Here is a 21,560-nt window from a genome sequence, read left to right on the forward strand (position 1 = left end):
AGAATACACTGTACTAGTTTGGGAAATTATCTTAGATTTATTCAAACATCACCTTGAATTTCGCTGAGGATTTCGATACTATTCCTAATATATAAGATTCGAATACAAATGGTATTGTCTTGTGGAGGAATATCCGTGATTGATAAATTTGACCAGGTATTAAAAGAGTACACTCGGGCTCGTCTGAGCGAAGAAGCTGTCAACGTGGAGAAGATTCACTTTTATAAAACCGATCGGCGCAGTGATCCGAAGAAAACGGATCCGTTTTGGTTTGCATCCGGTGAAATTCCCATTTTAGTATCTGCCCCTCACGCAGTCAGGCATTTGCGACAGAAAAAAATCAAAGTATCTGATCAATTTACAGGCTCTGTCGTCTACCTCTTGAACAGGTTAACATCCTGTTATGCCCTGGCGACGGCTAAACTCTATGGAGGAGATCCCAATGTGGATGATCCCTGTATTTATAAGGAAAGAATCGCAGACCTTTGCCGCAGGGAAAAAATCAAAATGATTCTTGATATCCATGGGGCTGCCCGTGAGCAAGCGTTTGATATCGATTTGGGAACCAATCAAGGGAAGAACCTCTTGGGAAAAACAAAAATAACCGATGTTCTGGAGAAAAACTTCAGACACGTCGGTCTACACGCAATTTCTTATAATTATTTTGCTGCTTCAGGAACACATACGGTGTCCAATTATGCAGCCCGTGAACTTGGTATTCCGGCTGTTCAAATCGAAATCAACAAACAATACCGGGTTCCTAATCAAAATGCCCAGGCTTTTCATCGATTGATCTGCGCACTGGCAGAAAGTATAAAAGCGCTGGTTTAATAAGGAGAAAAGGAGAAGAGGATAAATCTTTGGCTTATAAATATCTCTCGAACAGCTTCTCTTTGCTGATCCAGACAACTTTCGGTTTTGAACCGAGCTTATCCGAAGCGTGTAAACCTGCCGGATTATAAATCCGGTAGATGATTCTTTGCATGAAACCAACAAATCCTGCGTTCTCATTGGGGTATTCCGCTACACTAAACCCCAGTCCCTGGACACCGCGGTTGATCAGCGTTACCCCCACAAAGACTTTGATTTCATTATATTCCGGATGCGCAGCGATGTAACGCACAAGTACAGGGAAAGATAGACGCGCCTGTTTTAAAGCGTTGAAGCCAATCTTTCCAACATTGGTGCCAAACCCTTGCAGCCGAATATTATCAAAATGAAGTTCCCCGACCAAGTCACCCTGTGTTGCGAGACAGTCGCCTTTTTCGTTATAAAGACTCGGGCCGTGGTAAGTAACGATTGCCAGCCTAAAAATATTCGTATCATCGATCCGGTTGACATGTCGCTTTCGTGCATAGAGGTGTTCCCACTTTTCCCAAATTCGAAAACTAATCCGTTTGGAAAGAGGCCAAGTGGGGAAGACAAGCGGTACGATAGGAAGTTTAATTTTTTTTCTGATTCTCGTGCAAAGCTCGGGTAAGGCGGCTGCCGTATTATTTGGTGCACCTTCATCTCCGCCGCTGTCATGCAAGAGAATGATTGTACCTTCATTAACCAAATCGGCGATCCGGTCAACGATCCTTTCCGGCGTCCTCTCGACGCACCAATCGCGGCCATCTGCTGACCAACCTATCAGTTTTTTCTTTTTAATCTTGCACCAAAGCAAAAAAACCAGATTGACGCCGCCCCAGGGAGCTCTGACATAGTCCGGTTCGTGACCTGTTAGTTTTTTCAGCTCAGCCAGTGCTTTATTCCATAAATGCCAGGATTGCCATGGCAGCATTGCCCAAGCATGTCGGTGGTAATAGCCGTGAGAACCAATGGTATGACCGCCTTCAAGAATCATCCGGACAAGTTCAGGGTGTTTTTTAGCTTTCTCAGCAACCAGAAAAAAGGTAGCCTGAACCTGCTGTTCATGGAGTATTTCTAAAAAGCGAGTCGTATAACGGGGATCGGGTCCGTCATCAAAGGTCAGAGAAACCCCTGGCGTGTATTGACGTTTCCAGGAACCGATACCGAAAAAATGCACAAGCAATTCTGGAATGAGTATATAAACAAGGAACATAATCAGAATGATCAGAGCAAGATACCCCAGAATACCGGGCATGCCAACAGTCACTTCCTTTGTTAATAGCCAGATGAATCTGATTAATACGCTTGAATCAGATTAATACGCTGCTCCGCATCCGTGCGCCACTAAACGCCGGCATTGTGCAGGCGTCCTTACTTTGGAGTAAATTGAGTAGCTAATTCGCGAATAGCCTACTAGCTGGAGCTCTGCGAAATAATGCTGCGTTTTTCTTTGTATTTGGGCTGCTTCTTAAAGGTCTGAGCGACGGCAAACTCCATCACTTTCTGCCAGGCGGTGACTTCAATTTCCTTCAGGTAGCTGTTTACGCGTTCCTGCCATACACTCTGTTTATTGGTATCTCCAAAAAAGAGATCCAACTGGTCGGCGATAGGGTAACTTAAGTCGAGTTCATATATCAGCTCACGTTGTTTGAGATATTCCTTGTTGATTTCTTCCTGCCCAGGTAGTGATGAATGAACAAAAATGGGCAGATGTTTATGTAGTGCCTCGCTTATTGTCACGCCACCCGGCTTGGTAATGATAGCATCGGCCTCATCATATAAGGCATTGATCGTTTCTCTTGAAGAAATATAGGATAATGGTTTAAGATTAGGCCGTTTTAACGATAGCACGTCTTTATATAATTTTTTATTTTTCCCGCAGAGCAGTGAAAAGATATACGATCGATCCTTTTTGCCAGGCAGGCTGGATATCAGTGTTTCCAGATCCCCTAAACCGCCGCTGCCGCCCGAAATCAAAATATGATAGGGACGGACAGACTGTGAGGCTAACGACGGCCTGGGTGTAAAGCATTCATCAATAGGGATACCTGTAATAAAAATGCGTGAAGGGTCAATATGATTTTGTTCCATCAGCTGGGTCTTGATATAACGATCGGGAACAAAGTGATAGTCGATGTTGGACGATCCCCATAGTTTATTGATAAAGAAATCCGTATAGACGTTGATGACTGGCGCTGTGGTAATACCTGAGTTTTTCAGTCTGTCGATAAGAAAAGACGGAAAGGCTTGGGTGCATACGATAAGGTCGGGCTGTTCTTCTTCAAGCAAGTCGTTCATTTTATCAAGAAATTTATATTCATACCAATTAAAATGTTTCGTTGATTTTGTAGGATAAACAAAGTTTTTATACAGCCAGACAAATGTTTGGGGCGAATGATCGATCCAAGTCAGGTAGGTCAAACGAAAAGCGCGCTCCAAAAGTTTATCAGCATAACTAAAGAAGTCAATTTTTGCACATTCCGCATTCGGTATTCTTCTTGAAATAGAACGAATGATAGCATCGGCAACCGTATGATGACCTGTAGGGATTTGCAGGAATGGAAGAAAGAGTATTTTCATAAAGCTTCTCCTCTCCAACAACAAAAGGTAGTCCAATGATCAATTACGAATGACTCGTGTATATGCTGCTATAGATGTAAATATGTACAATTATTCTATGATATATTTTGTAATTTTTCCAGTGATAATAAACCTAGTTTTTCCATTTTATTAATATATATTCCTGTCCTTCTTTTTATAATTTTATATTATCATATTTCTTACCTTACTTCGAGTTTAGTTTGCCGCCTTCCTGCATATAATTATTTTGTTCAAAAAGAATAGGAGCGTGCAAATTGGATAAAAAAAGGAATAAACAGATTAATTATTCTAATGTGATTGCTACCATTGGGACATCGATCTTAGCAATAACTGCATTGATCACGGTCTACATTACCGTATCTGCGTGGAGTGAGGAACGCGAGGCTAATCGTCCTTATTTTACGTTTAAAGATTCCCCATCCGTTGAATTAAAAGAATCTCCCGTATTTGAGATCCAATTTACCAATGTTGGCGAACATCCCGCAGTTGGACTATGGAGTAAATCGGTCGTTTTCTCCACCGATTTAAAGGAACATCCCATTACGGTTGACGAATATGCCTTAGTCAACGATATTCCTAAGAATGCTTATGCCACGTTGATGATAAGTCTTAACGGACTCAAAAACAAAGAGACGGTAGGAGAAATTAAGCCCCATTTTATTGTTATCGTTTTAAAATACGAGGATCCGATTATTAACCAACGCTTTGATCAAACGCTATACATTAAATGGAACGGGGTGCAGAACGGAGAAAACCTGGCCACTGTCCACGCTGAAGCATACGAGAAGACAATGATTCTGGAATATTTTAAGGAAAATAAAATCTCGTTCTGAGCTCTGATTAGGTCGCTGAATTCTTACAATACTCTAATATCTTATAGGAAAGATAGAGTTGGAATACAACATCCGTATCATTCAAATCGACATTTAATAACCGTTCGATTTTTTCAACCCGGTGAAACATGGTATTGCGATGAATATTTAAAGCTTCAGCCGAATCTTTAATATTTTTAAAGTAGTAAATATAGTTGTATAAACTTTGCACGTAATCCGTGCCGTTTTCTTTATCGTACTCAATGAGCTTAATCAACGCGTGATGAATTAACCGTCTGCATTTATCTGTACGGGAATAATTGCTGATAAGGTCATAAAGAATATAATTTTCATACCGGTAGAAATAATGCTCTTTATTTAGAATATTACCTAAACGGATGGCTTCAACAGACTCCAGATAGTGATCTTTAACTTCGGTAATATGGGTAAAAGAGCGGCTGACGCCTACCTGCATGTTGTTCTTTTTCAGAATTTCTTTCAAACTGTTTAACTGAATCTCTAAAAAATGCATTTCGTTTTCACAGCTAGCTAGTATGACAACATTGTTATTATAAATAACTGCTTTGGCGTTGACCAGTTTACTCTCGACAGTATCCCGCATATAAGGCAGGGTAGCACTGGTCGTATTGAAATACTGAGTATCCAGGCTGATCACAAAAAACTTGCTCTTGAAATTCAGGTTCAAAACCTTCATGCGCTCAATAATCAGACGCTCATCGGTATACTTTCCGTCGATGAGATCTTGTAAAAAACCCTGATGGAGCAGTCCTTGAGAAAACTGATAGTATTTATCTTTCTGCAGTTCAATAGCAAAAGCATCACACAGGAGTGAGAGAATTGCCTCATCTTCTTTTTTAAAATCACGATTGTGGGCACAGACGGCGATGGTCGCTAGGGTTTTCCCGCCAATGGTTATTTTGTTCATGAGCCTGCGATACTTGCAGTAAGGATCAGACCAATAAAAAGGTTTATCGTGCTTCTCTGTTTCTTCGCCAAGTCGATTCTTAGCATAATAGGAGAAAGTTTCAAAGTCAAAGTACTTTTCGCTGTTCAGCGTGTTCCAAACAGGGTCATCGGTCACATGGGTGGTCGCAGTCTGAGCGATGACTTTTGTGACAATATCGGTCACGGTAAGTGGATTACCAAGCATTTCAGTACCAAGCTCGACAAGCGATTGGAGACTGTTTTCTTTACTGAGAGTCTTCATGAGTCTCATTGAATAGGTAGAAAGAAGGGCGTGAAGCTGGTCTTCCATAGAAGCCTCCTTATAGAAGAGTGCATAATGTACATTTTTTGATTGCAACTATGTTAAATTTGACAAAGGTAGATTGTCGAAAAAAAAGAATTATTATCAGCAAAATGAATATACAACGAGCAAAAGGTTTTGTGATGATCATCTTTTGTACTGGTTCTATTTTATACCGAAATTGAAATTCTTCAAAGCATGAAATTAACTATGATAATCAATAAGAGCAGGGAACACATTACTCTCAATCTGTAGGAATACTAAAATTTATATATTTTCACTGGAGGTAACAACACATGATTATCATTGGCGAAAAGATCAACGGTGCAATTCCATCCGTCGCCAAAGCCATCGCGGAAAAGAATGCAGATTTCATCCGCAACCTGGCCAAAATCCAGACCGATGCCGGAGCCAACTTTATCGACGTCTGCGCATCCACCGATGTCAGCCTCGAAGTCGAGACCCTGAAATGGCTCATCGACCTGGTTCAGGAAGTGACCGATACCCCAATTTGCATCGATAGCCCTAATGAACAGGCCATTGTTGCCGCTATTCCGTTCTGCAAACGCCCGGGACTGATTAACTCCGTATCCGGCGAAGGCAACAAGATCGACGTTATTTTCCCGATCATCGCGGATACCAAATGGGAATGCGTCGCGCTGCTCAATGATGACAGCGGCATCTCCAAGACGGCGGAAAAACGTCTCGAAGTCTTCACCAACATCATGAAACGGGCGAAAGAATTCGGCATTGCTCCGTCCCGTCTCCACATCGACCCGCTGGTTGAAATGCTCTGCACATCCGAAGACGGCATCAACATGATTGTCGACGTCATGAAAGAAATCAAACAGCAATACCCTGCCATTCATATCACCGGCGGCTGCAGCAACGTCTCCTTCAATCTGCCCGCACGGAAGCTCGTCAATCAGGCTTTCCTCGTACTGGCCATGAATGCCGGTATGGACAGCGGCATCATCGACCCGACCAATCAGGACCTCTTAGGTATGATCTTCGCTACCGAAGCGCTGATGGGACAGGACGAATACTGCATGGAATACATCGGTGCCTTCAGAGAAGGCAAATTCGGTCAGAAGAAATAAACCTATATTCAAAAGAAACAAAACCTTATACAGAAGTAACAAAACATTATCAGAAATAACCTCGGTCACAATTTTAAAACTTAATATATTTTAAATTTATAGTGATTTTAAGGAGGACTAAAAAAATGGCAAAAATCGATGAAGTCAAAGCAATGGTAGAAGCAGGGAAAACAAAACTGGTTCCCGGTCTGGTTCAGGAAGCTCTGGACGAAGGCAGTGCAGCCAAAGACATTCTTCAGGGCATGGTTGATTCCATGAGCGTTGTCGGCGACAAATTCTCCACCGGCGAAATCTTTGTTCCGGAAATGCTGATGGCTGCTAAAGCCATGGCTAAAGGCGTTGACGTCTTAAAACCCTTAATGGCTGGGGACAGCTCCAACTCATTAGGCACCTGCATTATCGGAACCGTCGCAGGCGACCTGCACGATATCGGTAAAAACCTCGTTTCCATGATGATCGAAAGCGCCGGCTTTACCATGGTTGACCTCGGAGTTGATGTCCCGGCAGACAGATGGATCGAAGCCATCAAAGAAAACCAAAACGTCACCTTAGTCGCATGCTCCGGTCTTCTAACCACCACGATGCCTGCGCTGAAGGAAGCTGTACAAACAATCAAAGGCAGCGGACTTCCCGGATTCAAAGTCATCGTCGGCGGCGCGCCTGTGACCCAGGAATTTGCTACGGAAATCGGTGCAGACGGATTTGCCCCGGATGCCGGAAGTGCTGCTGTTAAAGCGGTTGAATTAGTTAAAGCATAATAATAACCTAAGCAATTAGGTTAGGATAAGTCTGGCGATAGCCCTTACTTGATTATATTAGGAGGACTAATTCATGTTAACAAAAAGACAAAATTTACTGGAAACGATGAAGGGCGGAAAGCCCGACCGTTTTGTCAATCAGTATGAGTACATGGACATTGTTCTAGAAGTTCCTACTCCGGGTGGTGGATTCTGTCCGCCTGGTCAGACCGTAAAAGACAATTGGGGAGTAACCTGGAGCTTTCCGGAAGGCCAAATTGGACAATTTCCAGTTCATGATGATGCCCATAAAGTCTTAAAAGATATTACGAAGTGGAAAGAAGTCGTAAAAGCGCCTAAAATCAATACATCTGATGAGGCATGGGCTCCTGCGATAGCTCATGCAAATAAAGTTGACCGTAATGAGCAGTATTGCACAGCATTCTATGCACCGGGAGTCTTCGAAATGACCCATCACTTAATGGGTGTTGAAGATGCTCTCATGGCCTTGTATGAAGAACCGGAAGCCATGCATGAACTGATTGACTATATTACGGAACATGAATTGGAATTTGCCAAAGTTTTAATTGATAAGATCCACCCGGACTGCCTGTTTCACCATGATGACTGGGGCAGCCAGAAAAATTCCTTCGTTTCGCCTGATATGTTTGAGGAATTCTTCCTGCCGGCATACAAGAAAATCTACGGTTTCTATAAAGCGAATGGGGTTGAACTGATTGTCCACCATAGTGATTCCTTTGGTGCCAATCTCATTCCGTCTATGATCGAAATGGGAATTGATATTTGGCAGGGGGTTATGAACACCAACAATATCTCGGAACTGGTCAAACAATATGCCGGAAAAATCACCTTTATGGGCGGGCTGCACAGTGGCTTACTTGATTTCCCGGATTGGACTCCGGAAAACTGCGCCAAATATGTGGAAGAGACTTGTAAGGCCAACGGCAAAATATCCTTCATTCCGTGTCTGACTTCCGGGCTGCCAATGAGCAACTTTCCTGGTGTTTATGAGTGTGTAAGCCAGGAAATCGACAAGATGAGTAAACTATTATTCTAGTTCACCAATAATCATTGATATAGGCTCCTTACTAAATCTGAGAATAGCTCCTTTCGGCAGTCCAAAAGCGGGGATTTGCCGGGAAGGAGTTATTTTCATAAAACAAGGTATAGCGTAGCCCTGCTTATTCATGTGTTTCGATCCAGTCATAAAATACTTATCTTCTGTAAGTTGTAACTCTTCGATAATTGGTGGTAAAATGGAATGTATCACTTTCGAATTCAATTTAGGGGGTAACGGCTATAAATACTTCAAATCCTTCAAATACTTCAAATCCTTCTGCAAGCGCATCCTCAAATTTTATACATAACATCATTCGGGAAGATTTAAAACAGGGTAAGAATAATAACCGGGTCCATACCCGTTTTCCGCCTGAGCCAAATGGCTATTTGCATATAGGACACGCCAAATCCATCTGTCTGAATTTCGGAACGGCTTTGGAATTCAATGGTCTATGCAATCTAAGGTTTGATGACACGAATCCAAGTAAAGAAGAAACCGAGTTCGTCGAATCTATCCAGGAAGATATTCAGTGGCTCGGCTTTTCCTGGGATGACAGGCTTTATTATGCTTCGAATTATTTTGAGACCCTGTACGGCTTTGCCGTTAAATTGATTGAAAAAGGACTTGCTTTTGTGTGTGACTTATCGCCGGAGGAAATGCGTCAGTATCGCGGAACGCTGACTGAGGCCGGTAAGGAAAGCCCCTACCGTAACCGCTCGGTTCAGGAAAATCTGGAGCTGTTCCAGAAGATGCGAGCCGGTGAATTTGCCAACGGCGAAAAGGTCCTAAGAGCCAAAATCGATATGAGCTCGCCCAACTTAAATATGCGGGACCCGGTCATCTATCGGATCATGCATGCAACACACCACCGGACAGGAGATCAATGGTGCATCTATCCGATGTACGACTTTGCCCATCCGTTATCGGACGCGATTGAACACATCACGCATTCGGTTTGTACGATGGAGTTCGAAGATCATCGGCCATTGTATGACTGGCTGGTGGATCACCTGATTGAAGGAGACCGGCCGAGACAGTATGAATTTGCCCGTCTGGACCTAACCAATACAGTTATGAGCAAAAGAAAGCTGCGGCAGCTTGTTGAAGGCGCCTATGTATCTGGTTGGGACGATCCCCGTATGCCGACACTCTCCGGACTGAGGAGGAGAGGTTATACGCCGGAAGCGATTCGCGATTTTTGTGACCGAATCGGTGTTGCCAAAGCCAATAGCACCGTCGACGTGACGTTGCTGGAGCACTGTCTGCGTGAAGATCTGAATGCCAAAGCCCGGCGGGTTATGGCTGTTCTGAATCCGCTTAAAGTGGTTCTCATTAATTACCCGGAAGACAGTGAGGAATTCCTGGAAGCAGAGAACAATCCTGAAGATCAGGATGCCGGCAGCCGACTGATCCCGTTTTCCAGGACACTTTATATTGAACAGGAAGATTTTATGGAAGACCCTCCAAAGAAATTCTTTCGGCTTTCGCCTGGCAATGAAGTCCGCTTAAAACATGCCTACATTATCAAATGTGAACGTGTTGTAAAAAATGAAAACGGGGATATAACGGAAATTCACTGTACCTATGACCCGGATACAAAGAGCGGGGGACCTAACAGCGCGAAAAAAGTTAAAGGAACACTTCATTGGGTATCCGCTGTCCATGCTGCAGATGCCGAGATTCGTCTTTATGATTACTTGATACGGGATGACAATGAATCACTCACCGATGAAAGTGAAGAAAATGATGCTGAGAACTCAGCAGCCAAAGATGACTTTCTTTCCAGAATCAATCCCGAATCAATACAGGTATTAACGCATTGTAAAGTGGAACCGGGCTTAGCGGATGCCGAACCGGGGTCAAAATATCAATTCTTGAGGCAAGGCTATTTTTGCGCCGATGTGAAGGATCACAGCCATCAAAAACTCGTCTTTAACAGGGTCGTGGGCTTAAGAGACAGCTGGGCCAAAATGAGTAAGTAAATACCTATAAAGTAAAGAAGCATTCCGATTAAGGAATGCTTCTTATACTCTGTGACTTTAAACCATTATGGTTAATAGTTAGATTCTCTGACCGCTTTTCAGCTGCTGTTCAGCAAACTGAACCATACGTTTGGTCATATAACCGCCAACAGTTCCGTTTTCACGGGAAGTACGGTCTCCGCCGAGCGTGGCGCCAATTTCATTGGCGATCTCGTATTTTAGTTGATCCAACCCTTTTCCTGCACCTTGGACAGCAGGTGTGTTTGAATTTCTTTCACCAGCCATGTCATTTCCCTCCTTAAAGTAAAGTATTGTTTGTTTGGGAGTCGTTCTTATTATTTGTGATTATCGTTTTCTTAAACCCGGTAATTCTTTGCTTTAATTTTAGGAAAAACCATAACTGGAAAATGATGATTAAATTGCTTTTTCGCCGGATTCTCCGGTTCTGATGCGAACTGCGTCTAACATGTCGTAAACGAAAATTTTTCCGTCGCCGATTTCTCCGGTTCTGGCCGTATCTGCGATGATTTGGATGACGTTTTCCAATGCCTCATCACGGACAACAATTTCCAGTTTTGTTTTGGGAAGCAGGTTAATCGTATACGTGCTTCCGCGATAAACCTCTGTTTTGCCCTGCTGGAGACCGCATCCAATGACATTGGTGACCGTCATCCCTTTGACCCCGAACTTGCCAAGAGCTTCTTTGACTTCTTCCAGCTTACCAGGTCGAATAACACATTCAATTTTTTTCATTAATAACACCTCTTCTACCTAAAAATTATGATTACCCTTTTTATGAGGATAATACGATGTGACAGCATTATCCATCATAAATACAAAAAGTCCCCGAGTAGCAACTCGAGGACTTCGTTGTCCATGTCTTTAAAACAATATCATAGTTATACTAACAAACTTAGGCTCCCTATGGCAACTGTTTTCAAAGAAGAATTTTGTATTCATTACAAAATTCATTACAAAACAATTTAAATATCAAGGATTATTGCTCACGAAATCGAATTAATGATGATATCCAGTGGAATTGTATTATAAGAGGAGATAAAAATATGCTGCAAGATTGCTTATTGGCTGATATCAATCGACGTGTTGATGCCATTAATCAGGATGTCGTTGCTTTACGAAGAACACTTCACCAATTTCCCGAATTGTCTTATCGGGAATTCAATACAGCCAATCAAATCGGTGATCTATTAAAAGATATTCCGGGAGTCATTGTAATGCATCCCACTGAAACCAGCATTATGGCTGTTCTCAAAGGGAATAATCCGAGAAAAACAATTGCCCTGCGCAGTGATCTGGACGCGATAGCCATACACGAAGAAAATGAAGTCCCTTATCGTTCGGCCAATGCGGGAGTTATGCATGCCTGCGGTCACGACGGTCACACTGCCATGCTCGTCGGTGCTGCCAACGTGCTCGCTGGACTCCGTTCCGAACTGAAAGGGGAGATCCGATTTATTTTTCAGCATGCTGAGGAACAGCATCCCGGCGGGGCTAAGGATCTCGTGGCTAAGCGTGTTTTAGACGGTGTTGATGCCATAATTGCTCTCCATCTCTTTTCTTTGATGCCTGCAGGAAAAATCGGACTGGCTGCCGGGCCGCTGATGGCTGCGCCGGACAATTTTGACCTTACTATCTGCGGAAAAGGTGGTCACGCCGGGAGGCCGGAAGATACCGTCGATCCGGTCGTCGTCAGCGCGCAGGTGATCAGCGGCTTACAACACATCGTTTCCCGAAAAACATCGGCACAAAAACAGGCGGTGCTTTCGATTACAAGCATCCATGGCGGTACAGCGTATAATGTGATTCCGGAACAGATCAAGATAAAAGGCACAGTTCGTACATTCGAAGAAGAGGTTCGGCAGCAAATACCACGGCACATGGAAAGCATCATCAATGGGATCTGTAATGCCTACGGGGCAAGCTATACATTTAACTATGAGCGGGGATATGATCCGGTTGTTAATGATGGTAGAGTTATTAATTTACTTCAGGATGTTTTAAATAAAGCAATTGGCGCTGACAACATTGTACAGGCAAACCCGGTCATGTGGGGAGAGGATTTTTCTGCTTATCTCAAAAAAGTCCCCGGTGCGATGATTTTTGTCGGCGCAGGATTTTCCGGTTGCGAAACACCGAAACAACACCATCATCCGCGTTTTGACTTTGATGAAAAAGCATTAAAAACCGGTGTACAAACATTGGTATACTCGGCCTTCGGGCTTCTTGATTCTATTGATGACTGGATATTGTCATGATGGAAATATCAAAAAGAGTACTGTTTTTGAACATCATTTTATCTCAAGGGTTGCTATTGGGAATGGGCTTTGGGTTATGGGCATTACTGAGGGGATTTTATCTTGAGGTTACGCTGCTTGATTTGATCATAGTCAGGGATATTGCTCATGCCGCTGTGGTTTATTTATCGGGTACGTGTATCCTGCTAATCCTTCAGACTATTTTTCTTCGTACGATTCCCTGGAAAAAGCTATTTGATGGAATAAATCAATTGCTCATGGAACGGTTTTCTTTGCTTGAGCTTATCCCCATTTTTTTTGTCGGCGCAATAAGTGAAGAATTCCTCTTCCGCGGTTTGATCCAGTCCGTGTTGGGCATATGGATAACAGCACTTATTTTTACCTTGATTCACTACCGCTATTGGCGGAAGAGTTACATCCTGCTCGAAGTCTTTTTGATGGGACTCATTCTCGGTTATGTATTTTACTTTTCGGGCAATCTCTGGGTACCGGTAATGTGTCATTTTTCAATTAATATCATTACTGCATTTCTGGTTAAAAAAGGTTATATTAAAACAGAGGCGATATGAAAGTAAGAGACGGTCTGATATAATTTAAGAGATTGACCTCCTGTATTTGTTTAGGGGTGTATAGTACGGCAGAAAAGTATGTTTCACAATCGATAACGGGTCATATAGAGGGTGAACAATGTTAATTGCTTGTTGGCATTTATTTATAGCCTTTTTTAAAGCATCTAATTTATCTTTTGGCGGTGGGGCAGCCATGATCCCGCTCATTCAGGCAGAAGTTGTGGATAATTACCATTGGATGACCAATGCCCAGTTTGCGGATATGATCGCCGTGGCCAATGCGCTGCCGGGACCGATTGCGACAAAAATAGCTGCTTATATGGGATATCAAATTGCTTCCTGGCCGGGTGTTATCACTGCGATGACTGCCACCATTCTGCCAACGGTCCTGATACTTATCATGTTAGGTAAAGTTCTTGCTAAATATTCACAATCCGAGACGCTAAGGGCGGCTTTAAAAGGGGTACGTCCAGTCGTCGCCGCTTTGCTCTTATATGTTGCTTATAGCATGGGCATTGAAGCTTTTCTGATCACCCAGACGATGGATTACGTCACATTTATCATAGCGATCGGAGCTGCGCTGGCGCTGTACTTCTTTAAAGTTCATCCGGTTTTACTGATTATTTTATCCATGGCTATCGGTTATATCATTTTTTGACGGGAATTGAGATAAATAATGAGAGAGCTTTGGAATTTATTTATTGCTTTTTTTCGAGCGAGTAACTTCAGTTTTGGCGGAGGACCGGCAATGATCCCGCTGATCCAAAAGGAAGCTGTCGAACGATATCAATGGCTTTCACAAGAGGAATTTGCCAATACCATTGCTATCGTCAATTCGTTGCCTGCGCCGATCGCAACAAAACTTGCCGGGATGATTGGCTATCGGGTGAAAGGGTGGCGGGGATCACTGGCCGCTTGTCTGGGGGCTGTGCTGCCGACGGCACTTATCGTTATATTTCTTGGCAGTGTTTTGGCCCATTATGCAGAATTACCAGCGCTTCAGGCTATGCTCAAAGGGGTAAGACCTGTGGTGGTTGTCCTGTTGCTGCAATCCGCTTTCCAAATGGGAAAAAGCGCATTTACCAAGGAAAAAACTACCTGGATCTTAGGTGCTGCAGCGTTGGCGATCCTTATTCTGTGGCCAGGTCTTAATCCGGTATTTATGGTTATTGGGGCGATGATTCTCGGCAACTTTGTATTTAGGGAAAAAAAAGAATCAGATATCACTTAAATCAAACGTCTTATTATGCGCCTGGGTTGTTTTTTGTGAATTCAGGTAAGGGGGGGTCAGGGTGACGCAAATCTCATTTGATGACGTTTATGAAGAACTCTTTCCGTCAGTGTATCGTTTTGTTTGTATGCGGATTCCATCAACGGACATTGAAGATGTCACGGCTGAGATCATGGCCAAGATCTGGCGGTCCATTGACCGTTTTGAAGGAAGAAGCTCTCTCAAATGCTGGGCTCTTAAAGTTGCGGCCAATTATGTCGCTGATTTTTACCGCGGAAGAAAATCAGTGGATATCATTCCGATTACTGAAGAGCTGCAGGACACGCGGAATAACGGAGACTATGCTGAGGAACTGGGTACCGTTGTTTCCGTGAGCAAAACCCTCGCCCAACTTACAGAGCCGCAGGTAGCAGTTATTCAGCTGCGCTTGATCGAGGGCTTCAGCGCTGCTGAGACAGCAACCATCCTGGGCATTACGCATCAAGCAGTTGACAGTTTATTATATCGTGCCAAGAAGAGCTTTCGAACTATCTATACCGCTGAAGTGGCTGGAGGTGAGTGTTAATGACCGACGAAAAGAATATCACAGCCATTTGGGAAGAAGATGATGATCTGATGCGTCTGAAATTGTTTTATAGCCATACCCAAGCAGAAGATGAACTGAAACAGAGAATCAAGGAGAAAACGTTATCAAAAATAACCGATACCGATAAGCACGTAACAGCGGATAATCACTCGCGGGAGGATATTCAGCAGACTGCTGAAAAACAAGATCATTCACCTATGATGACCGAACCACTGAGGACAACCAATGAAGAAATTATAAGGCCAAGGAGAAAATGGCTGAAGAACAAAAAATGGACATCGATAGTCATTAGTACGGCTGCGGTGGTTTTGTTGGCTGTATTTTTGGGAACTAACGGTTTTTTGATGGGGGAGAAAAGCAACGTCTTAATTTCCCAAACCGACGATCAAGCCACCAACAGTAAAGCCGAGGAGTCCTTCAGGGGATCAGACAACATTGGTGTAGCGCCGGATGCCACAGTCCCGCCGACAACAGGAATTGCTGCTACAAGTGATGGCGACAGCGACGGCAATAACGAATCAAAATCAATGGATATCGCTGCTCCTCAGAAAAAACAAAGTGCGGGTACTAATGAAACCACGACCACGGGTGAAGGCGCTGAACAAAAAATCATTTACAGCTTAGATGTCTCGCTTAAGGCTAAAGATGTGACTGCTGCTGCCCAAGCATTAGAGGCAAAGGCAAAAGAGCTTGGCGGATATGTTGTCGATTCGAATGTGAGTAATTATGACAATGCGGTTTCGGCATACATGACTCTCAGAATTCCAGCGAAGCACTATGAGGCGTTTAAGTCGGGACTGCCACAGTATGGAACTGTTGATAGTCAGCATCAATCTACGGAAGACGTGACCATGGCTTATTATGACACTGAAACGCGTTTGCGGTCTTGGGAAGCACAGGAAAAACGCTACTTGCAAATCCTAGAAAAGGCCAATACGGTTGAGGATATCTTGAAAATAGAAGGTTCCTTAGCCACAGTCCGTCAAGAAATTGAAGTCTTAAAAGGACAGCTGAAATACTGGGATACCCGAGTTGATTATTCCCAGGTCACCATAAACATCCAGCCGTTTCAAACTGAGCTTTCAGTGAAGGATCCCTGGCAGCCCATTTCACTGATCAATACGTTGATTGCTATCAAAAATGCGCTGATCAAGACCGTGAGTTTTCTATGGAATGCATTGAATTATGTATTGGTATTTATTGCTTACGCCCTGCCCGTTGTAATCATCCTGCTTGTCATCTGGCTTATCTACCGGTCAGTTAGGAAGAGAAAAGGAACACGAGAGCAAATCCTGGAAAAAACCATGGAGATCACGATGGAGAATACTATCGAGAACACCTCGTTTGAGTCACAGGATGATCCACTGAAAACAGTAAAAAAAGACTGATGTAATCATAGAATAACAATTCAAGTCATTATAAAACTGGCATTGTCTTAGAACATGCCAGTTTTATATTATCTAGTACCTTACTACAGGAAACCATAAACGGTGCGTAGCGGTCATGGATGGATAAGGGGGAATTGGGTTAGAATCCTACCTATAAAGGATTATGGTAAGTCCATGTCGTATATATTTCATATATATTAACTTTTGCTTTAACAACAAATAATGTATATCCGATGTAAGGGAGATATTTATGAACCAAGATACGTGGTTTGCCGTAGTTAATCCCAGATCAGCCAATGGCAGAACCCAACAACTATGGCCGGGCTATCACAGAAAAATTGAACAGGCCGGCGTGAAAGTTGTCTATGCCTGGACTTCCGGATCAGGGGGAGGGACAGAAATCGCCAAACAGGCTTTTGTAGAAGGATATCGCCGGTTTATTGCTGTAGGCGGTGATGGAACAGTCAACGAAGTATTAAACGGGTTGATTGAAAACGACCGGGTGCTTGCCGATAATATCGAACTGGCTGTTTTTGAACAGGGAACCGGCGGCGATCTCGTCCGCTCGTTGAGACCTGGACTGAATAAAGATCTTGACAGTCTGATCAGTCTGTTGATCGAGCCCCAAACTGTCCTGGCAGATATCGGCAAAGTCGAATATTATGATTTTCAAGGAAATAAAGCATTTCGCTATTTTATCAATGCATCGAATATCGGGATCGGGGCTGAAGCGGTTGAACAGGCTAATCGCCGCAGCAAGGCTTTGGGCAGCAAGATAACCTATTTGCGCGGAGCGATAGCAACGATTTTGACGTATAAGAAAAGTCCGGTTTCCGTCGTGACTGATCAGAAGGATGTATGGAAAGGAAACACATGGGGATTGATGGTCTGCAACGGTAAATATATCGGCGGAGGTATGCATATCGCGCCGAATGCGTTGATAGACGACGGCTATTTTGATTTGGTCATTATCAAGGATATATCCAGATTCAATTTAATAACCCGTTTTCCCAAGATATATAGAGGAACACACATATATGACCGTGCGGTAGAAATCAAACGCTGCCGGACGATCACGCTGGAGACACCGAAATCACTGCTTTTTGAAATCGATGGAGAAATACCCGGAATGTCGCCCATAGATTATCGAATTATTCCAGAGTGCTTGAAAATACGCATTTAATGGACGATTAAATGGTATACGAAAAGGCCAACCAATTGGTCAGAAAAGGGCGAAAATATTTCTGACCAATATTGACCTTTGTTGTTGATTTGCATATAATTAGGATTAATAGGATTCTCATCATGCTATGAGGTGGTGAAAACGTGGAATTTAAGGACTATTATCAAATATTAGGTGTTGCACCGGATGCTGACAATAAAGCGATCAAAAAGGCATATCAGGCTTTGGCTAAAAAATATCACCCTGATCTTAATCAAGGTGACAAAGCCTCTGAAGAAAAATTCAAGGAAATAAATGAAGCCTATCAGGCGATTTCGGATCCGGACAAAAGACAGAAATATGATGACTTGAGAGCAAATTATCAGCAATGGCAGTCACGCGGCGGCCGCGGAGATTCATTTGATTGGTCAGCTTGGCAGGAATCCCCCGGAAGTTCGCGTTATACACGGACTATGACTCCGGAAGAGTTCGCGGAGATGTTTGGCGGCCAAGGTTTCGAAGGCAATAGGAGCACAGGCGGATTTTCTGATTTCTTTTCCACGATTTTTGGCATGGGCGCAGGAATGGGAGGCCATCACGGATTTGATGATTCTGATGATTATTATGCGGATATCTCACACCGGCAGCATGTCGGCAGAAATATCGAGGGTGAAATCGCGATTACTCTGGAAGAGGCCTATCACGGAACCAAGCGACTGATTGAAGTCGGCGGACGCCGAATCGAAGCGACGGTACCCAGAGGAATTAAGAATAACAATAAAATTAAACTCAGTGGCCAGGGACAGGCAGGCCCCAGAGGGGGAAAAGGCGACTTGCTGCTGACAGTGAGCATTCTTCCGCATACCCAGTATACGCGTGACGGGGATGATCTGACGGGCAATCTGGAAATTGATTTCTACACCGCCGTGCTTGGCGGAGAAGCACGTGTTCGGACCTTAGGCGGCGAAGTCTCAATCAAGATACCGCCCTATACTCAGTCCGGAAGAAGCTTCCGCCTTAAAGGCAAAGGAATGCCTGTGCTGAACAAGAAAGATAGCTTCGGTGATTTTTACGCTAAAGCTACCATCGTCTTACCCAAAGACTTGTCCGAAAAAGAAACCGCTGCACTGCAGCAACTTGCCCAAGAGCGCGTCAAGCGATGATTAATGAGTATTATATCCATAATTTATTTATGGGTGTTGTCACCCTATAAAGGTGTTATCTCCTAAGGAGGGATTGTTATGGCCTTTGATACCAACCGATTCACTCAAAAATCACAGGAAGCGATCATTACAGCTCAAAACAGTGCTGAGAAAAATAATAACAGCCAGGTGGAACCGGAGCATCTGCTTCTGGCTTTACTGGAACAGACCGAAGGCGTTGTGCCTCAAATCTTTAACAAATTAAATATCGCTTTGAATGTTGTCACAGAGAAGACAAAGCAAAGCATCAGCCGTTTTCCGAGAATGACGGGTGCGGCAACCCAATTGATGATTTCCCAAAGAATGCGTCAAGTTTTAGTGAATGCGCATGATCAAATGGAGCCTTTTGGTGACGATTATGTCAGCACCGAACACCTTCTTCTGGCTATCACCGACCAGGCGGGCGGCGATGCAGCCAAAATATTAAAGGAGGCGGGCGTAACCAGGGAATCTCTTTTACACGTATTAAAAGAGATACGCGGATCCCAGCGCGTGACCGGACAGAACCCGGAAGGAACTTACGCCGCGTTGGAACAATATGGCCGCAATCTCGTCAACCTGGCACGTAAGGGAAAACTCGACCCTGTTATCGGTAGGGATGAGGAGATTCGAAGAGTTCTCCAGATTTTATCCCGTCGAACGAAAAACAACCCGGTGCTCATTGGGGAACCGGGCGTCGGGAAGACGGCCATCGTTGAGGGCTTAGCTCAACGGATCGTACGCGGTGACGTTCCTGAGGCGATCAAAAATAAAGACGTCATATCCTTGGATATGGGGGCGTTGATTGCAGGGGCAAAATACCGCGGTGAGTTTGAAGAACGATTAAAAGCAGTTTTAAAGGAAGTTGAAAGCAGAGAAAATATCATTCTTTTCATCGATGAATTGCATACCGTCGTCGGGGCAGGAGCAGCAGAAGGGGCTATGGATGCCGGCAACATGCTTAAACCCATGCTGGCCCGCGGTGAGCTGCGGATGGTTGGGGCGACAACACTCGATGAATACCGCAAGCACATCGAAAAGGATGCCGCTTTGGAAAGACGCTTCCAGACAGTTGTCGTGGCTCCGCCGACGGTGGAAGACACTATTTCGATCTTAAGGGGACTGAAGGAACGATACGAAACGCACCATGGCGTCAGGATAACAGACAGCGCCATTATTGCCGCGAGTATTTTGTCCGACCGTTATATCAGTGAACGATTCCTTCCGGACAAAGCCATCGACCTTATTGACGAGGCTGCTGCCAGATTGCGTATGGAAATCACCAGCGAACCACAGGAACTGGATGACATCAAACGCCGAGTCATGCAGCTGGAAATTGAACGCGAAGCACTGAAAAAGGAAAAAGATAAAGCCAGTCAGGAGAGATTGACCAATATTGAAAAGGAACTCGCCGATCTCAAAGAAAAACGGAGCGCGTTGGAGGCACAGCTTCAGGAAGAACGTGGAAAGCTGACAGAGATCCATAAATTGAAGGAAGATATCGACAAAACCCGTTTAGAGATCGAAAAAGCTCAACAGAAATACGATTACAATAAGGCTGCTGAGCTGCAATATGGTGTATTGCCCAAATTGGAAAAGGATCTGGCAGCACTGGATCAGATTGTTTCGAGCCGGCAAAATACCCTGCTCAAACAGGAAGTCACGGAAAGGGATATCGCCGAAATAGTCGGCAAATGGACGCATATTCCGGTATCCAAGCTTCTGGAAAGTGAAGCGGAGAAACTAATCACGATGGAAGATAATCTGCATCAACGGGTCATCGGTCAGAATAAAGCGGTACAGGCTGTGGCAGATGCTGTGCGCAGAGCCCGTACCGGCTTACAGGACCCGAACCGGCCCCTGGGATCTTTTCTCTTCCTTGGACCGACCGGGGTGGGGAAAACCGAATTAGCCAAAGCGCTAGCCGAGTTTCTCTTTGATAATGAGCAGGCTCTGATCCGGATCGATATGTCCGAATATATGGAGAAACATTCAGTTGCCCGATTGATTGGAGCACCTCCCGGGTACGTCGGCTATGACGAGGGCGGTCAGTTAACAGAAGCGGTCCGCAGGAAACCCTATGCGGTTATTCTGCTGGACGAAGTGGAAAAAGCGCACAGTGACGTTTTTAACGTCTTATTACAGCTCCTTGATGATGGCCGCTTGACAGATGGGCAGGGCAGAATCGTCAACTTTAAAAATACAGTGATTATTTTGACAAGCAATATTGCCGGACAAGAAATCCGGGAAATGAACGAAAACAATGCCAGCGAAGAAACGATCCGTAAAACGATTGAAGCTCAGCTTAGCCGCTATTTCCGTCCGGAGTTCATCAATAGGTTGGATGAAACCATCATATTTGATCCGTTGAAGAAAGAAGATATTGCGAAGATCGTCGAGATTCAGCTCGCGCTCCTCCGCAAACGGCTGAAAGAAAAGGGCATTGCGATTACGCTGTCCGCTAAAGCCTTAGAACAGCTGACTGAGGAAGGAACCGATCCGATTTTCGGCGCACGGCCACTCAAAAGAGTCATTCAACAGCGAATCCAAAATCCATTGGCCAAACACATTCTCCATGGCAATTTTCCGGAAGGGACCACGGTTGTTGTGGATTACGACTTGGATTATACGTTCAACAAGAGCTAATAAACAAAATGACCGATTTTATTGATGATGTATAAAATCGGTCATTTTTGTATATCCTGAAAATGCTTATATTTTGGAAGGAGGGATAT

The 21,560-nt window shown here is 44.1% G+C and carries 20 protein-coding genes; 15 read left to right on the top strand and 5 right to left on the bottom strand.

Features of this window, described 5'->3' with window-relative positions; translation table 11 throughout:
- Window positions 1–108: 108 nt before the first annotated feature.
- On the top strand, window positions 109–831 hold the full coding sequence (locus tag LPY66_RS08695) for a hypothetical protein (RefSeq protein ID WP_443112467.1): 723 nt from the start codon (window positions 109–111) through the stop codon (window positions 829–831).
- Between the two features lie 34 nt (window positions 832–865).
- Here LPY66_RS08695 and LPY66_RS08700 read toward each other — a convergent pair whose 3' ends face one another.
- A complete protein-coding gene (locus LPY66_RS08700; RefSeq protein WP_337987681.1) occupies window positions 866–2,107 on the bottom strand; it encodes a polysaccharide deacetylase family protein in 1,242 nt (413 codons plus the stop codon).
- 158 nt (window positions 2,108–2,265) lie between these two features.
- On the bottom strand, window positions 2,266–3,432 hold the full coding sequence (locus LPY66_RS08705) for an MGDG synthase family glycosyltransferase (protein ID WP_337987682.1): 1,167 nt from the start codon (window positions 3,430–3,432) through the stop codon (window positions 2,266–2,268).
- 275 nt (window positions 3,433–3,707) lie between these two features.
- Here LPY66_RS08705 and LPY66_RS08710 point away from each other — a divergent pair, with 275 nt between their 5' ends.
- Window positions 3,708–4,286, top strand: coding sequence for a hypothetical protein (locus LPY66_RS08710; protein WP_337987683.1), 579 nt, complete (start codon window positions 3,708–3,710; stop codon window positions 4,284–4,286).
- 7 nt (window positions 4,287–4,293) lie between these two features.
- Here LPY66_RS08710 and LPY66_RS08715 read toward each other — a convergent pair whose 3' ends face one another.
- On the bottom strand, window positions 4,294–5,541 hold the full coding sequence (locus LPY66_RS08715) for a PucR family transcriptional regulator (protein ID WP_337987684.1): 1,248 nt from the start codon (window positions 5,539–5,541) through the stop codon (window positions 4,294–4,296).
- A 287-nt stretch (window positions 5,542–5,828) separates the two neighbouring features.
- Between LPY66_RS08715 and LPY66_RS08720 the strand changes: the two genes are divergently transcribed.
- The 4 genes from LPY66_RS08720 to LPY66_RS08735 all read left to right on the top strand — a co-directional run bounded on the left by LPY66_RS08720 (window position 5,829) and on the right by LPY66_RS08735 (window position 10,432).
- The gene (locus tag LPY66_RS08720) at window positions 5,829–6,632 is read left to right on the top strand and encodes a methyltetrahydrofolate cobalamin methyltransferase (RefSeq protein WP_337987685.1); all 804 of its coding nucleotides are present in this window, start codon (window positions 5,829–5,831) and stop codon (window positions 6,630–6,632) included.
- Between the two features lie 125 nt (window positions 6,633–6,757).
- Window positions 6,758–7,390 (top strand): corrinoid protein, encoded by a 633-nt coding sequence (locus LPY66_RS08725; protein ID WP_337984647.1) that lies wholly within the window; start codon window positions 6,758–6,760, stop codon window positions 7,388–7,390.
- Between the two features lie 73 nt (window positions 7,391–7,463).
- A complete protein-coding gene (locus LPY66_RS08730) occupies window positions 7,464–8,447 on the top strand; it encodes a uroporphyrinogen decarboxylase family protein (RefSeq protein WP_337987686.1) in 984 nt (327 codons plus the stop codon).
- Window positions 8,448–8,689: 242 nt separating this feature from the next.
- A complete protein-coding gene (locus tag LPY66_RS08735) occupies window positions 8,690–10,432 on the top strand; it encodes a glutamine--tRNA ligase/YqeY domain fusion protein (RefSeq protein WP_337988053.1) in 1,743 nt (580 codons plus the stop codon).
- A 78-nt stretch (window positions 10,433–10,510) separates the two neighbouring features.
- Here the strand turns inward: LPY66_RS08735 and LPY66_RS08740 are convergent, their stop codons facing one another.
- Together LPY66_RS08740 and LPY66_RS08745 are read right to left on the bottom strand one after the other, a co-directional pair.
- Window positions 10,511–10,717 (bottom strand): alpha/beta-type small acid-soluble spore protein, encoded by a 207-nt coding sequence (locus LPY66_RS08740; protein ID WP_337987687.1) that lies wholly within the window; start codon window positions 10,715–10,717, stop codon window positions 10,511–10,513.
- 129 nt (window positions 10,718–10,846) lie between these two features.
- Entirely contained in the window at window positions 10,847–11,185 is a 339-nt protein-coding gene (locus tag LPY66_RS08745) for a P-II family nitrogen regulator (RefSeq protein ID WP_337987688.1), read from the bottom strand.
- A 311-nt stretch (window positions 11,186–11,496) separates the two neighbouring features.
- On the opposite strand from LPY66_RS08745, the gene LPY66_RS08750 reads away from it, so the two are divergent.
- The 9 genes from LPY66_RS08750 (at window position 11,497) to clpB (ending at window position 21,471) form a co-directional block, all read left to right on the top strand.
- Window positions 11,497–12,708, top strand: a complete 1,212-nt coding sequence (locus tag LPY66_RS08750; protein WP_337987689.1) for a M20 metallopeptidase family protein — start codon at window positions 11,497–11,499, stop codon at window positions 12,706–12,708.
- Entirely contained in the window at window positions 12,705–13,277 is a 573-nt protein-coding gene (locus LPY66_RS08755; RefSeq protein WP_337987690.1) for a CPBP family intramembrane glutamic endopeptidase, read from the top strand. The genes LPY66_RS08750 and LPY66_RS08755 overlap by 4 nt, the downstream gene beginning before the upstream one ends.
- A 118-nt stretch (window positions 13,278–13,395) precedes the next feature.
- On the top strand, window positions 13,396–13,935 hold the full coding sequence (locus LPY66_RS08760) for a chromate transporter (protein WP_337987691.1): 540 nt from the start codon (window positions 13,396–13,398) through the stop codon (window positions 13,933–13,935).
- 18 nt (window positions 13,936–13,953) lie between these two features.
- A complete protein-coding gene (locus LPY66_RS08765) occupies window positions 13,954–14,508 on the top strand; it encodes a chromate transporter (RefSeq protein ID WP_337987692.1) in 555 nt (184 codons plus the stop codon).
- A gap of 61 nt (window positions 14,509–14,569) precedes the next feature.
- A complete protein-coding gene (locus tag LPY66_RS08770) occupies window positions 14,570–15,073 on the top strand; it encodes an RNA polymerase sigma factor (RefSeq protein ID WP_337987693.1) in 504 nt (167 codons plus the stop codon).
- On the top strand, window positions 15,073–16,482 hold the full coding sequence (locus LPY66_RS08775) for a DUF4349 domain-containing protein (protein ID WP_337987694.1): 1,410 nt from the start codon (window positions 15,073–15,075) through the stop codon (window positions 16,480–16,482). The genes LPY66_RS08770 and LPY66_RS08775 overlap by 1 nt, the downstream gene beginning before the upstream one ends.
- A gap of 250 nt (window positions 16,483–16,732) precedes the next feature.
- The gene (locus tag LPY66_RS08780) at window positions 16,733–17,665 is read left to right on the top strand and encodes a diacylglycerol/lipid kinase family protein (RefSeq protein ID WP_337987695.1); all 933 of its coding nucleotides are present in this window, start codon (window positions 16,733–16,735) and stop codon (window positions 17,663–17,665) included.
- Between the two features lie 143 nt (window positions 17,666–17,808).
- Window positions 17,809–18,807: a J domain-containing protein gene (locus LPY66_RS08785; protein ID WP_337987696.1), complete on the top strand. Its 999-nt coding sequence runs from the start codon at window positions 17,809–17,811 to the stop codon at window positions 18,805–18,807.
- Window positions 18,808–18,885: 78 nt separating this feature from the next.
- Window positions 18,886–21,471 (top strand): ATP-dependent chaperone ClpB, encoded by a 2,586-nt coding sequence (gene clpB / locus LPY66_RS08790; protein WP_337987697.1) that lies wholly within the window; start codon window positions 18,886–18,888, stop codon window positions 21,469–21,471.
- Window positions 21,472–21,560 lie beyond the last annotated feature (89 nt).

Origin of the sequence: Dehalobacter sp. DCM, from assembly GCF_024972775.1 — a bacterium.
Lineage (GTDB): Bacteria > Bacillota > Desulfitobacteriia > Desulfitobacteriales > Syntrophobotulaceae > Dehalobacter.